This is a genomic window from Klebsiella sp. C283 (assembly GCF_048822555.1).
GTDB classification, from domain to species: Bacteria; Pseudomonadota; Gammaproteobacteria; order Enterobacterales; family Enterobacteriaceae; genus Klebsiella; species Klebsiella quasipneumoniae.
Genome location: NZ_JBMEZS010000002.1, coordinates 260,743 through 274,502, shown reverse-complemented (window position 1 = coordinate 274,502; position 13,760 = coordinate 260,743). Strand labels below are relative to the sequence as shown.

General features: G+C 62.4%; 12 protein-coding genes and 1 riboswitch. Of the genes, 5 read left to right on the top strand and 7 right to left on the bottom strand.

From position 1 onward, the window contains the following. Nucleotides 1-29 precede the first annotated feature (29 nt). The 3 genes from ACOI7Z_RS04365 (at nucleotide 30) to ACOI7Z_RS04355 (ending at nucleotide 3,403) form a co-directional block, all read left to right on the top strand. Nucleotides 30-770 (top strand): response regulator, encoded by a 741-nt coding sequence (locus ACOI7Z_RS04365; RefSeq protein ID WP_017900551.1) that lies wholly within the window; start codon nucleotides 30-32, stop codon nucleotides 768-770. Continuing rightward, entirely contained in the window at nucleotides 767-2,110 is a 1,344-nt protein-coding gene (locus ACOI7Z_RS04360) for a sensor histidine kinase (protein ID WP_050534070.1), read from the top strand. Before ACOI7Z_RS04365 ends, ACOI7Z_RS04360 begins: the two co-directional genes overlap by 4 nt. A gap of 102 nt (nucleotides 2,111-2,212) precedes the next feature. Beyond that, the gene (locus ACOI7Z_RS04355; protein ID WP_087848794.1) at nucleotides 2,213-3,403 is read left to right on the top strand and encodes a cytochrome c biogenesis protein/redoxin; all 1,191 of its coding nucleotides are present in this window, start codon (nucleotides 2,213-2,215) and stop codon (nucleotides 3,401-3,403) included. Between the two features lie 448 nt (nucleotides 3,404-3,851). Here ACOI7Z_RS04355 and ACOI7Z_RS04350 read toward each other — a convergent pair whose 3' ends face one another. From ACOI7Z_RS04350 to tenA, 7 genes are all read right to left on the bottom strand, one after another. Beyond that, nucleotides 3,852-4,745 (bottom strand): LysR substrate-binding domain-containing protein, encoded by an 894-nt coding sequence (locus ACOI7Z_RS04350; protein ID WP_087848795.1) that lies wholly within the window; start codon nucleotides 4,743-4,745, stop codon nucleotides 3,852-3,854. A 213-nt stretch (nucleotides 4,746-4,958) separates the two neighbouring features. Then, complete coding sequence (locus ACOI7Z_RS04345) at nucleotides 4,959-6,440, bottom strand: pyridoxal phosphate-dependent decarboxylase family protein (RefSeq protein WP_170927816.1); 1,482 nt, start codon at nucleotides 6,438-6,440, stop codon at nucleotides 4,959-4,961. A gap of 9 nt (nucleotides 6,441-6,449) precedes the next feature. Next, nucleotides 6,450-7,835 carry a diaminobutyrate--2-oxoglutarate transaminase gene (locus ACOI7Z_RS04340; protein ID WP_072096675.1) on the bottom strand — a complete coding sequence of 462 codons (1,386 nt, stop codon included), beginning with the start codon at nucleotides 7,833-7,835 and terminating at the stop codon, nucleotides 6,450-6,452. Nucleotides 7,836-8,141: 306 nt separating this feature from the next. Next, on the bottom strand, nucleotides 8,142-9,077 hold the full coding sequence (locus ACOI7Z_RS04335; RefSeq protein WP_065883653.1) for an ABC transporter substrate-binding protein: 936 nt from the start codon (nucleotides 9,075-9,077) through the stop codon (nucleotides 8,142-8,144). Nucleotides 9,078-9,101: 24 nt separating this feature from the next. Beyond that, nucleotides 9,102-9,842, bottom strand: a complete 741-nt coding sequence (locus ACOI7Z_RS04330; RefSeq protein WP_087848797.1) for an ABC transporter permease — start codon at nucleotides 9,840-9,842, stop codon at nucleotides 9,102-9,104. Next, complete coding sequence (locus tag ACOI7Z_RS04325; protein WP_048335802.1) at nucleotides 9,839-10,567, bottom strand: ABC transporter ATP-binding protein; 729 nt, start codon at nucleotides 10,565-10,567, stop codon at nucleotides 9,839-9,841. The genes ACOI7Z_RS04330 and ACOI7Z_RS04325 overlap by 4 nt, the downstream gene beginning before the upstream one ends. After that, nucleotides 10,564-11,259: a thiaminase II gene (tenA, locus tag ACOI7Z_RS04320; protein WP_065883654.1), complete on the bottom strand. Its 696-nt coding sequence runs from the start codon at nucleotides 11,257-11,259 to the stop codon at nucleotides 10,564-10,566. The genes ACOI7Z_RS04325 and tenA overlap by 4 nt, the downstream gene beginning before the upstream one ends. Nucleotides 11,260-11,327: 68 nt before the next feature. Beyond that, nucleotides 11,328-11,429: riboswitch (TPP riboswitch) on the bottom strand. A 220-nt stretch (nucleotides 11,430-11,649) separates the two neighbouring features. Here tenA and ACOI7Z_RS04315 point away from each other — a divergent pair. Further along, nucleotides 11,650-12,771: a BamA/TamA family outer membrane protein gene (locus tag ACOI7Z_RS04315; RefSeq protein WP_087848798.1), complete on the top strand. Its 1,122-nt coding sequence runs from the start codon at nucleotides 11,650-11,652 to the stop codon at nucleotides 12,769-12,771. Nucleotides 12,772-12,789: 18 nt separating this feature from the next. Next, nucleotides 12,790-13,734 (top strand): hypothetical protein, encoded by a 945-nt coding sequence (locus ACOI7Z_RS04310; protein WP_065883655.1) that lies wholly within the window; start codon nucleotides 12,790-12,792, stop codon nucleotides 13,732-13,734. Nucleotides 13,735-13,760: the final 26 nt, after the last annotated feature.

Below are 13,760 nucleotides of genomic sequence, written 5' to 3'. Positions count from 1 at the left end.
AAGAGTCTATTTTGCCGCAGGAGCAGCCTTTGGAGCGTATTGACCACATCCTGGTCGTCGATGACGACCGCGACATCCGGGAACTGATTGTCGACTATCTGGAAAAATCGGGATACCGCGCCAGCGGCGCGGCGAACGGCAAAGCCATGTGGTCGGTGCTCAAAAACCATCAAATCGACCTGATTGTGCTGGATATCATGATGCCGGGGGAGGATGGCTTAACGCTCTGTCGCCAGCTGCGCGCAAACCCGCAACAGGATATCCCGGTGCTGATGCTCACCGCCCGCACCGACGACAGCGACCGGATCCTCGGCCTTGAGATGGGGGCTGACGACTATCTGGTGAAGCCCTTTGTGGCCCGCGAACTGCTGGCGCGCATCAAAGCCATTTTACGCCGCACCCGGGCGCTGCCGCCCAACCTGCAGATCACCGAGGCGGGCAGGCTGATCGCATTTGGCGACTGGCTGCTCGATACCGCCGCCCGCCATCTGCTGGACGACAGCGGGGCGATTGTCGCCCTCAGCGGGGCGGAGTATCGACTGCTGCGGGTGTTTCTCGACCACCCCCAGCGGGTGCTGAACCGCGATCAGCTGCTCAATCTGACCCAGGGACGTGACGCCGAACTGTTTGAACGGTCAATCGACCTGCTGGTGAGCCGACTGCGTCAGCGCCTGCGGGAGGATGCCCGCGAGCCGGCCTATATTAAGACGGTGCGCAGCGAAGGCTATGTGCTGTCGGTCCCGGTCTCCATCCGCGAGAGGCATGAATGAGGTTCTGGCCCGCCTCGCTGCAGTCGAGGCTGATGGCGCTGCTGTTTCTGGCGCTGCTGCTGGCGAATACCTTAACCCTGTCGCTGCTGTTTTATGAGCGTATGAGCAGCGCCCGCAGCGTGATGCTGGGCAATCTGGCGTCGGATGTCGCCACCAGCGTGGCGATCCTCGACCGTCTGCCGCCCGCTGAACGCCCGCAGTGGCTGCCGAAGCTGGCGCGCGGCAACTACCGCTATCAGCTGGACGCCGGCGAGCGCGGCGACTACCCGGACAGCTGGCGCGCCCGGGACGCGGCGCGCTCCCTGCAGGAGGCGTTGAGCGCGCAGTATCCGGTGAGTATTGTGGCGATCCCCGGTCCGCGGCAGCATATCCAGGCCCATATTACCCTCCACGATGGCGCCCCCTTAACCCTCGACCTGTGGCCGAAACTACCGCCCATCGCCCGCTGGCTGCCGGTGGTGCTGATCGCTCAGTTTGTCCTCCTGCTGGCCTGCGCCTGGTACGCGGTTCGCCAGGTACTGCAGCCCATCACTCGCTTTACCCATGCGGTGAATGCGCTTGAGCCGGCCAGCGACACGGCGGGAACCATGGCCGAGCAGGGGCCGGAGGAGGTGCGCCGTGCCGCCCGCGCGTTTAACGCGATGCAGACCCGCATCCACGATCATCTGCAGGAGCGGGCGCGGATCCTCGCCGCCATCTCCCACGATCTGCAAACCCCGATCACCCGGATGAAGCTGCGGGTAGAGATGGCCGACCAGCCTGAACTGCGCGACAAACTGCTGCAGGATCTCGACAATATGACCCGCCTGGTGCGCGAAGGTATCGCCTTCGCTCGCACCTCGCAGCCGCTGGAGGAGGCGCGCCAGCGGCTGAACCTTGACGCCTTTCTCGACAGCATCGCCTGCGATTATGCCGATGTCGGCCGGCCGGTGCGGTTTTGCCCCGAGGCGCGCGCCGGAGTGGTGTGGATCCCACCGCAGGCCCTGCGCCGGGTGATGACCAACCTTATTGATAACGGGCTGAAATTCGGCGCCACGGTAACGGTCGCCCTCAACCGCGACGCCGCCGGGGATATCATCATTCATGTGCTGGATGAGGGGCCTGGGATCCCTGAGGCGTCGCTGCAGGCGGTGCTGCAGCCGTTTTATCGCCTGGAGGACTCGCGCAATCGCGATACCGGCGGCACCGGCCTGGGGCTGGCGATCGCCGCGCAGCTGGTCAGCCAGATGAACGGCACGCTGCGCCTGGCCAATCGCCCGCAGGGCGGTCTGGATGCCAGCGTGCGTCTCGCCGCGCAGGGATTGTATCCTGCTGTATCTCCGGCGCAGATAGAAAACTAAGCCGACAATTCTCCCGCTTTCCCGACACATCCGCCCTACATCCCCTTGCTGTAATGTCGTGGCTGCCACCTTCGGCAGCGATGGCATAATGAGGAGAAGGCGATGTCAATATTCATTGCATTTTTGGGCGGGATGTTAACCCTGCTAAGCCCCTGTACGCTGCCGGTGATCCCGCTGCTGTTCGCCAGCGTCCGGGGCCGCCGGGGGCAACTGGCGATCATGCTGGCGGGCATGGCGCTGATGTTCGGCGCTGTGTCGTGGCTGGTGACGGTCGCCAGCGGTTGGGTCGTGAATCTGACGCTGGCTGGGCGCGGCCTGGCGCTGGCGTTCTTCGCCCTTGTCGGGCTGAGCCTGCTTTCACCGCGCGTCGCGCAGCGGCTGACGTCACCCCTGGTGGCGCTGGGGAATCAGCTTAACGACGCCAGCTCACGCCAGCGCGGCTGGATCGGTTCGCTGCTGGCCGGGCTGGCGGTGGGTCTGCTGTGGGCGCCGTGCGCCGGGCCGGTACTGGGGGCGATACTGAGCCTGGGCTTTGTGCATCCGGGCCAGGCGACCACCGGCGGGTTGCTGTTGGCCTACGGCGGCGGCGGGGCGCTGATGTTATTCCTGCTCGGGTGGTGCGGCGCGGCGTTGATTGCCCGTCTGCGTCGCGGGCTGGCGTTCGGCGAACGGCTGCGCCGGCTGGCGGGGGTGGCGATGCTGGCCTCGGTGGCGCTGATCGTCAGCGGCGGCGACCGCTATTTGCAAAGCGCGGGAGGATGGAGTCAGACGCTGGAGCAGCGGCTGGCCGCCCGTCTGCCGCAGCCAACGCAGAAAACGGTTCTGCAACCGATCGCGACGCCCGAGCCCAGCAGCGCGATGCCTTCGCTGGCGGGGGGCAGCGCATGGCTCAATAGCCCGGCGTTAACCCCGGAGAGTCTGAAAGGCAGAGTGGTGCTGGTGGACTTCTGGACCCGGGAGTGCATCAACTGTCAGCATACCCTGCCTTACGTGCGCGACTGGGCGAACAAATACCGCGCGGCCGGGCTGGTGGTGATTGGCGTTCATACCCCGGAATATCCCTGGGAGCGTTCGCTACCGCTGCTGCGCGAGGCGGTAAAGGACTGGCGGATAACCTACCCGGTGGTGGCGGATAATGAGTACGCCATCTGGAACGCCTTCGGCAATCAGTACTGGCCGGCGCATTACATTTTCGACGCACGTGGGCAACTGCGCTATACCGCCTTCGGCGAAGGGGATTATGCCCGCCAGGAGCAGGTGATCCAGCAGCTGCTGCAGGAGAGCAAAGCCTGACCCGTGGCGTAGGCGTCTGGCGGACGGATCCCTACAGCCTTTATACCTGATGCCGGGCGGCGCTGCGCTTGCCCGGCCTACAGGAGCGCGCAGGGAGAATGTAGGCCCGGTAAGGCGCAGCCGCCACCGGGCATCGAAGCGGGAAGGGTGCTGGATGCCTGTTGCCGGGCGGCGCTACGCTTGCCCGGCCTGGGGGGTAACGGAGCCGGGTGTAGGCCCGGTAAGGCGCAGCCGCCACCGGGCGTTGAAACGGGAAGGGTGCTGGATGCCCATTGCCGGGCGGCGCTGCGCTTGCCCGGCCTGGGGGGTTACGGTGCCGGGTGCAGGCCCGGTAAGGCGGGTTACGTAGCGGGTGGAGACAAAATGTTTGCCGGGTTAACAGACGCTGCTGAACGGTTCCCTCTCCCTCCGGGAGAGGGTTAGGGTGAGGGAAACTGGCGTGACACTGTCACCGGGCAACCCACTCCTGCAGGGCCTCGTACATCAGTTCGCCGAGCAGCGTGACCGCGGCGGAATGGGGTTCCTGACGCGGGGTTTGTTGCAGACTGACGGCCAGGTTGCCGGGGGATGGCAGTGATCCGCCGGCGGGGCGCAGATTGCCTGGCATGCCGATGCGGCTGCGTACCGTCAGTCCCAGGCCGGCCTGCACCGCCGCCCAGATGCCGCTCAGGCTGTGGCTGACGAACACCACCTGCCAGGGGATCCCTGCGGCATCGAGACAGGCAATAGCGCGGGAACGCATCAGGCACGGGCTGTCGAACATCACCAGCGGCAGCGGCTCGCCGGACGCCAGCCGCGCGCGAACGTCAAAGTCAGGATGCGCAATCCACGCCAGCGGGCAGCGGCCCAGCCCGGGGCCCTGATCTTCGGTTTGCCACAGCAGCGCCAGATCCAGCGTCTGCTCCGCCAGCGCCTGGCGCAGCGGGCCATTGCGATCCACCCTGGCGACGATCCGCACCTGCGGATGGTGGCGGGTAAACTGCCCAAGGATCCCCGGCATTAGCGATTCGCCAAAATCTTCCTGCATGCCAAGGTGAATTTCGCCAGTGAGCCGTTCGCCCTGCAGCGCGCGCAGGGTTTCATCATTGAGCGCCAGCAGCCGTCTGGCGTAGCTCATTAGCTTTTCGCCCTCCGCGGTCAGCGCCAGGTGACGCCCCTGTTTAACCACCAGCGCGACGCCGCACTGACTCTCCAGCTTTTTGAGCTGGGCGCTGACGGCGGAGGTGGAGCGCGCCAGACGCTGCGCCGCCAGGGCGAAGCTGCCGCACTCCATGCCGGTCACAAAGCTGCGCAGGGCGTCGAGATCGAGGCCGGGTAAGCGTTTCTCCATTATCATCCTTATTACCGGGACGTTGGATTCTGGCGGTTGCCATTATCGGGACCTTACTGTGGCATCGCGGCGGGCAGGCGTCAACGGACCCTGCGGCGAGAAGCGTAGAAGCGCGCGCCAGTCGCGCAGGCAGGCATAAAAAAAGCCGATAAGGGAACTTATCGGCTTAGTGCAGGCAGGGCTGGCCGCTGAGCGGGGCGACAGGCGCCGCCTCGCTCAGGCAGATTATTGCGCCAGCAGCTCCTGAGCGGTGCGCTCCACCAGGCTCAGCAGGACCTTCACATCATCCAGCGTCACCACCGGGTTCAGCAGGGTCAGCTTCAGGCAGGTAACGCCGTTATGCTCGGTCACGCCAACGTTGGCGCGGCCGGAAGCCAGCAGGGCGTCGCCGACGCGCTGGTTGAGCAGGGCGATAGCCGCCGCGTCGCTCTGCGCCATCTGCGCCGGACGGGAACGGAACAGCACGCTCGCCAGCTGCGGCTGCATCACCAGCTCCAGCGTCGGCTGCGACTTCACGTACTCCGCGACGTTTTTCGCCATGGTGACGCCGTGATCGATGATCGCCGCATACTGTTTCTGCCCCAGCGCTTCGAGGCCCATCCACAGCTTCAGGGCATCGAAGCGGCGGGTGGTCTGCAGCGATTTGGAGACCAGGTTCGGCACGCCGTGTTCTTCATCGAACTCGGAGTTCAGATAGGCCGCCTGATAACGCATCAGCTCGTAATGGCGGGCATCCTTCAGCAGGAAGGCACCGCAGCTGATGGTCTGGAAGAACTGCTTGTGGAAGTCCAGGGTAACGGAATCCACCAGCTCCAGACCGTCAAGATAGTCGCGATACTGCTCAGACAGCAGCAGCGCGCCGCCCCAGGCCGCGTCAACGTGCAGCCAGATCTGATGCTCCGCAGCGATACCAGCGATGTCGCGCAGCGGGTCGATAGCCCCCGCGTCGGTGGTCCCGGCGGTGGCGACGATCGCCATGATCTGTTCGCCGTTAGCCTGCGCCTGCGCAATCTTCGCCTTCAGGTCGGCCACGTCCATCCGCGCGAATTCGTCGGTTTTCACCAGCGTAACCGAGCGGTAGCCGAGACCCATCAGCGCCATGTTCTTCTGCACCGAGAAGTGGGCGTTTTCCGAGCACAGCACTTTGTACTGGCGGATATCCCCCGGCAGTCCATCCTGCTGGATGGAGTGTCCCTGACGGGCGAAGAAGGCGTCGCGCGCCAACATCAGGCCCATCAGGTTGCTCTGGGTGCCGCCGCTGGTGAAGACGCCGGCGTCGCCTGCCGGATAGCCGACCCGCGCGCGCAGCCACTCGATCAGCTTCATCTCAATGATGGTCGCCGACGGGCTCTGATCCCAGGAGTCCATGCTCTGGTTGGTGGCGTTGATCAGCACTTCCGCCGCCTGGCTAATCACCAGGCTCGGGCAGTGCAGGTGCGCCACGCACTGTGGGTGATGCACCGACAGGCTGTCTTTCAGGAAGTACTCGATCGCACGATCAATCGCCGCCTGGTTACCCAACCCCTGATCGTTAAATTCAAGGGAGATACGCTCACGCAGTTCGTCAACGCTTTTCCCCTGATACATCTCAGGTTGCTTCAGCCACTGCACAACGGCCTGACTGGTCTGCTCGATAACCTGCTGATAAGCCTCAACGCTCTGCGCCGAACCAGCAAGAATCGGATTCAATGTGGACATGGTGGTCACTGACTCCACTCAGACCGGTTTCACACCGGCGGCCAGCAGGGCCTGTTCAAATTTGTCGAGGAACACATTCAGTTCCGCGTCGCTGATCAGCAGGGACGGCAGCAGGCGCAGCACGCAGCCGTGACGGCCACCGCGCTCCAGAATCAGGCCCGCTTCGAAGCATTTCTTCTGCAGCAGGGCAGAGAGTTCGCCGTCAGCCGGGTAGCAGCCCATGTGATCCTGCGCGTCGTTCGGCTTGACGATTTCGATACCGATCATCAGACCGAGACCGCGAACGTGGCCAATGACCGGGTAGCGCTTCTGCAGCTCCGCCAGTTTGCCTTTCAGCCACTCGCCCTGGGCGGCGACTTTGTCGGCAATGTTGTTGTCGCGCAGGTGACGCAGGGTGGTCAGGCCGGTAGCCATCGCCAGCTGGTTGCCGCGGAAGGTGCCGGTGTGGTGACCCGGTTCCCAGGCGTCGAACTGCTTTTTAATGCCCAGCACCGCCAGCGGCAGACCGCCGCCAACCGCTTTCGACATCACGATGATGTCCGGCTGAATACCGGCGTGTTCGAAGGCGAAGAATTTACCGGTACGGGCAAAGCCGGCCTGCACTTCATCGACGATCAGCAGAATGCCGTGCTCTTCGGTCACTTTGCGGATGCGCTGCAGCCACTCGACCGGCGCCGGGTTCACGCCGCCTTCGCCCTGAACGGCTTCGAGGATCACGGCCGCCGGTTTACGGACGCCGCTCTCCACGTCGTTGATCAGGTTTTCGAAGTAATAGGTCAGCGCTTTGACGCCGGCTTCGCCGCCGATGCCCAGCGGGCAGCGGTACAGGTGCGGGTAAGGCATAAACTGCACTTCCGGCATCATGCCGTTGACCGCCGCTTTCGGCGACAGGTTGCCGGTGACCGACAGCGCGCCGTGGGTCATCCCGTGATAGCCGCCGGAGAAGCTGATCACCGACGTACGGCCGGTGTATTTTTTCGCCAGCTTCAGCGCCGCTTCCACGGCGTCAGCGCCGGAAGGACCGGTGAACTGCAGGCAATACTCTTTCCCTTCGCCCGGCAGGCAAGAGAGCAGGTATTCGGAGAAACGATCTTTTAACGGAGTAGTCAGATCGAGAGTATGTAACGGCAAGCCGCTGGTAATGACACTTTGAATGCTCTGCAATACATCAGGGTGGTTGTGGCCCAGAGCGAGAGTACCGGCGCCGGCGAGGCAGTCCAGGTACTGTTTGTTATCCGCATCCGTCAGCCACACGCCTTCAGCTTTAGTGATAGCCAGCGGTAACTTACGCGGGTAACTCCTGACATTCGATTCGAATTCGGCCTGACGGGCCAAAAAGGTTTCGTTGTTTGCGTCTAATAAATCGGCACGTAAAGTATCAATACGGACTTTATCCGTCATCATATCACTCCCACAACCAGCATTGCGGTTGAACGCTGGTTGAATAATTGGTGTAAGGAATTGAATTGGCATTCATAAAGCGCGCACAATATATGGCTTTTTAAATCCGCATTCAACGTTTTATTGATTGCGTTATTTTGACGTTATTCTTACCGGGGTAAAAATTAACGTAAGCTGCTGAATTATAATAAAACAACCCAGAGTAACGATAACCCTTTAAAGTGTAATTATTAGTGAGAAAGTCTCTATATTTTTATTGCCGCTGCGTTAAAGCGCTGACGGAAAGCCTTCCGTCAGCGATGGCAAGAGTCAATGCAGCTCAACCGCATAATTTGTTAAAGGTGTAACTTTTTTCACCAACTTATTGTTATATAAAAACTGTTCGTAAGTGTCGTAGCGCGCTTTATCCAGCGCCGCCGGATCGGCGGCGAACAGCGGCACGGTTTGCAGCCACGCCTGATGGTTAAGCTCGGTCTTCAGCTCCGGATGCGCGGCGGCGAACGCCTCCCAGCTCTCCTGCGGATGCGCGCGCAGGTAGCTGACCCCGGCCTGCAGGGCGGTGAGGAATTTACGGATTTTCGCCTCATGAATCGCGTCGCGGTGGGCGACAATCACCAGCTCGTCATAGGCCGGTACGCCATAATCCTCAACGTTCATCACCACCGGGGCTTTGCCCTGCAGCTTCAGCTCCTGCGCTTCTATATTACGATAGCCGCCGATGACCGCGTCCACCTGGCCCGTCAGCAGAGCGCTGGTCAGCTGAAAATTGACGTTGACCAGCTTGATACTGGCCGGATCGATCCCCGCATGCTGCGCCATGGTCGACAGGGTGGCCTGCTCAATGCCGCTGACCGAGTAACCCACCTTCTTGCCTTGCAGATCCGCCGGGGTTTTGATCTGCTTATCCAGGGCGATCACCGTGTTCAGCGGCGAGCCGATCAGGGTGCCCACGCGCACCAGCGGTAACCCTTCGTCAGCGAAGAAGTGCACCTGCGGCTGGTAGGTGATGGCCAGGTCCGCCTGACGGGCGGCCACCATGCGGGGCGGCAGCGCCGGATCCGACGGGGGGACAATCTTGACGTCCAGACCCTGGGCCTTAAAGGCGCCGATCTGCTCGGCCACCATAATCGGCGCATGGTCGGGGTTAATATACCAGTCCAGCACCAGGGTGAGCGGTTCATTGGCCAGCGCGTGACCGCTGAGCAGCGCCGTCAGGGTTGCTCCGGCGAAAAGCGACGTTTTCATCTGTTTTCCTTTATTACTTCATGATTATTCCGGCGACCAGTCGATCAGCCGGTGCAGCAGGGTGTCTACCGCCAGCCACAGGAGGAGGGTCAGCAGTACTAAAATAAACAGCGCGGCGAAGCAGATATCGGTTTGCAGCCGCGCGTTGGCATTAAGCATGACGTAGCCCAGCCCCTCGGCGGAGCCGACCCATTCGCCGATAATGGCGCCGATGGGGGCCACCGCCGCCGCCATGCGCAGGCCCGAGCCCAGCGCCGGCAGGGCGGCCATCAGGCGGACATGCCGCAGCTGAGCGCCGAAGGAGGCGTTCATGCTGCGCGCCAGATCGAGATACTCGTGGTTGACCCGTCGCAAGCCGTCAAAGAAGGCGGACGTGACGGGAAAGAAAATCACCAGCACCGCCATCGCCACTTTGGCGCTCATGCCAAACCCCAGCCACAGCACCAGCAGCGGGGCGAGGGCAAAGACCGGGATCGCCTGGCTGGTGAGCATCAGCGGCATCAGCCAGCGCTGCAGGCGCGGGGAGAGGATCATGCCCAGCGCCAGCGTGACGCCGAGCGCCACCCCCAGCGCCAGGCCGCTGAGGATCTCGCTGAGGGTAATCAGCGTGTGCCAGCCGAGATAGGCGCGATTGACCCACAGCGCCTCGGCGACCGCCGCCGGGGAGGGTAAAAGAAAGTGCGGAATGCCGCTGCGGCTGGCCAGCCCCCAGAGAAGCATCAGTCCGCAGAACACCATGCCGCCGCGCCAGAGACGTCCAGTCATGAGTGGGCCCTCATCAGCTGCTGCAGCAGCGCCGCCTGGGCGTTCAACAGCTCGGGCGCATCCGGCGCGCGCGGAGGCGCGCCGGTGAGGTGATGGCTGTCGTCGATCTCCCCGTCGGCGGCCGAGAGGACCAGCAGACGGTGGCTCAGCCGGCAGGCTTCCAGCGGATCGTGGGTGATCAGCACCACCGTGCGCCCCGCCAGCAGAGTGGCCGCGAGGGTCTGAATACGCGTGCGGGTGAGGGTGTCCAGCGCTGAGAAGGGCTCATCCATCAGCACGATGGGCCGGTCCTCATACAGGGTGCGGGCCAGCGCGGCGCGCTGACGCATCCCGCCGGAGAGCGTCGCCGGCCGGGCGTCGGCGCTGGAGGCGAGCCCCACCTGTTCAAGCAGGGTGGCGACCCGGGCGTGATCCACTTTCTCACCGCGCAGCCGCGCGCCGAGGGCGACGTTCTCCCGAACGCTCAGCCAGGGGTAAAGCAGGTCTTTCTGCCCCATCCACGCCAGGCGGCCGGGTATCGGCTTTCCGTCGCTGGCGACCACTTCCCCGCGGGTGGCGGGGGCCAGGCCGGCCATGACCCGCAGCAGGCTGGTTTTACCGGCCCCGCTGGCGCCGAGCAGCGACACCCACTGGCCGCCGGGGACCGTCAGCGACAGGTTATCGAACAGGCGGCGGTCGCCGAAATGGAGGCTCAGCTTACGGACCTCGATACCTGGCGCCGTCACGCCCGGGACTCCGCCGCGGCGTTGAGCCCCATCTGCCAGAACTGCGCCTCCAGGCGGGTGGCGGTGGTGAAGATGTCGCTCAGCCCGGCGAGGCGGGCCTCGCTTCCGCGCTGTTGCCACACGGTCTCCAGCAGCGCCAGCGCGGCGCTGACGCCCTGCAGATAGCCTTCATCGCCATAGTTACGGATCCACGAGGCGTAAGGATTATCCTCCAGTCGGGTGGAGGGGTGATGCAGCAGGCCCAGACCGATTTCGGCGTAACCCGCCACGCAGGGCATCAGGGCGACCAGCAGATCCAGCGCGTCGCCTGAATGACCGATATCCAGCACGTAGCGGGTGTAATTGATGGTTTCTGGCGCTTCGGGCTGGGCGGCCATCTCCGGTTCGCTAATGCCCCACTGGGCGCAGTAGCCGACGTGCAGCGGCACTTCGTTAAGGATGGCGTTCATGGAGGCGGCCGCGGCGCGCATCTCCGGCAGCGTGCGCAGTTTACTCACCAGCAGCGCGTAGCTGCGGGCGAAATGGATCAGAAACAGATAATCCTGGGTCAGATAGCGACGGAACGCGCTTTTCGCCAGGGTGCCTTCGGCAAGCTGCTGGACGAAAGGGTGCGCCACATAGTGCTGCCAGTCAGCGGCGGCCAGCTGGCGTAAACGGCCATAAAGACCTTGGCTAAACGCGGGAACAATCACAGGACCTCCATTTATGCAGGGGAGATCCGGGCGTGCAGGGGTGTGAACAGGCAATGGCGGTAATGCTGGCAAAATTGCCGACCCGTCCCTTCGCTGGCATGACCCAGATCAGGTTCAAAGGGTTCGGCTTGCGCCATCTCAGCCCTCACGGGACACCCCTCGGTAGCGCTATGTTATACGACATTCACCTTATGAATACAATCATCGCGCCGTCCGGCGGCGCGAAGGTGTTTTTCTGTGACGGCCAGCTCTTTTTTGTACAAAAATACCCGAAAAACAGGCCGCTGCGCGTTGGTGAGGGTTCTCCGGTTACGTTATATTTTCATTATTCCGTTGTAATAATCCTGTTCGCCACGCGTGTCGTGCGCGCCCCAACGCCCTGGAGTGAGCATGAAATTCCCGCTGTCCGCGCTGGCGCTTCTGTTCCTGTTGTGCCCGCCTGGCGATGCCGCCGATCTCTTCGATGCGGAAGATAGCATGCTCGACATGAGTCAGTATCTGGCGGAAAACCGTTACGGTTTTCTGCCGGTGCCGCTGGCGATAACCGAGCCGGCGATCGGCTATGGCGGCGGACTGTTTGGCCTGTTTTTACACGGTAAAGGCCGCCGGGAGGGCGGGCAGTTTATTCCTCCGCCGCTCACCGCTTTCGGCGGGGCCGCCACGCAGAATGGCACCTGGTTTATTGGCGGCGGCCATCGTCACACCTGGCGGCATGATCGCATTCGTTACCTGGCGGGAGCCGGCTACGCTAACGTCAATCTGGATATCTATTCCGGCGACATCGGCGGCTTCAGCCATGCTAAACCGGTGCAGACGCAGACCAAAGGGGTCGCCGCGCTGCAAAAGCTGCTGTTTCGCGTGGGCGATACGCCGGTGTTCCTCGGGGCCTCCCAGGTGTATGCCCGGGCGGATGTCGCTTTCGATAATCCGCGGGTCAACCGGGTCTGGCAGCAGGTGCTCGGGCAAAACAGCACCTCTTCGGCGCTGGGGGTGGTGGCGGAATATGACACTACCGATAATATTTTCTATCCTCAGAGTGGGTTAGCGCTGAAGGGCGAATATCGGTTTTTCCGTTCGCTGCTCGGGGGCGATTATCACTACAACACGTTTTCGCTGGACGGGAAGGTGTTTATTCCGCTCAGCCAGACGCTGACCCTGGCGATCGCGGGCAATTATCAGTCCTTAACCCACCATGATAAGCACCTGATGCCGATGGCGCGTCCTTACATCGCGCTGCGTGGGATTTCGCGCTACCGCTATCAGGGCGACTACGTGGCCACGGCGCAAACCCAGCTGGCCTGGGCCGTCACTCCGCGCTGGATCCTGCAGGGATTCGTTGGCGCCGGGAGCGCGGCGGACGCGGCGGAAACGCTATGGGAACAGTCAGAGGTGGCATGGGGGGCCGGTTTTCGTTACCTGATCGCGCGACAGTACGGTTTGCATACCGGGATTGACGTGGCGTTCAGCGAGCATGAGCAGGCGGTCTATTTCAATGTCGGTTCGGGTTTATAACTACACATGAGAACAAAAATGAGAACATCCGGCGCGGTGTTAACGCTGCTGTTAGCGGCCTGGGGCACGTCGGCTGCGGAGCCGGACGAGAACGACAGCTATTTTCCGATCTGGGGCGATGAGGCTCGCGCCAGAGGATATTCCATTCCGTTACCCTACGGCGTCAACCTGAGCTATATGAATATCCGCCAGGATATCATGGTCGACAGTATTACCTTTTCCGGGCTTAAGCTCGGCAATCATCCCATTCCCAGCGATATGTTCGCCATCGATGCCGGACACACCCGCGAGAAGAGCAAAACCGAAAACCTGCGCCTGGATATGTGGGTCTTTCCGTTCCTCAACGTATACGGACTGGTGGGGCATACCCGCGGGTCGTCCGTCTCCCAGGTATCAGTGGATTCAGACCCGTCGCAGTTTCGCGGCCTGGATCGGGCCATCGCCGGCGCGGTTCACCAGCTTTATCAGAGCGGGAAGTTGCAGGATATTGATTTTAAACTTGATTTTAAAGGGACCACCTGGGGGGCCGGCTTTACGCTCGCCGGCGGCTACGGCAACTGGTTTGGGTTAGTGGATACTAACTATACCCGCACCGACTTCGATATCCTCGACGGCAGCATTTCGGCGGTCACCGTCTCGCCGCGCGTCGGCTACCGTTTCAGTTTTCAGGGGATCGACGGGCCGTCCCATCTCAGCCTGTGGGTCGGCAGCATGTATCAGGACGTGCAGCAGGAGTTTAAGGGCGATCTCGCCGACCTGCACATGCCGCCAGAGCTGCAGCCCCTTATTGCCGCGGTCAATAAAGACGGCGAGGGCAAATTCGACGTTAAGCAGAAGCTGACCTCGCCGTGGAATATGCTGATTGGTGCCCAGTATGAGGTCACCAAAAACTTTAACGTGCTGACTGAATTCGGTTTTAACGACCGCAACAGCTTCTTTGTCTCCGGTGAATACCGTTTTTAACTAAAACTGCAGGCGCCGTCTGCCGG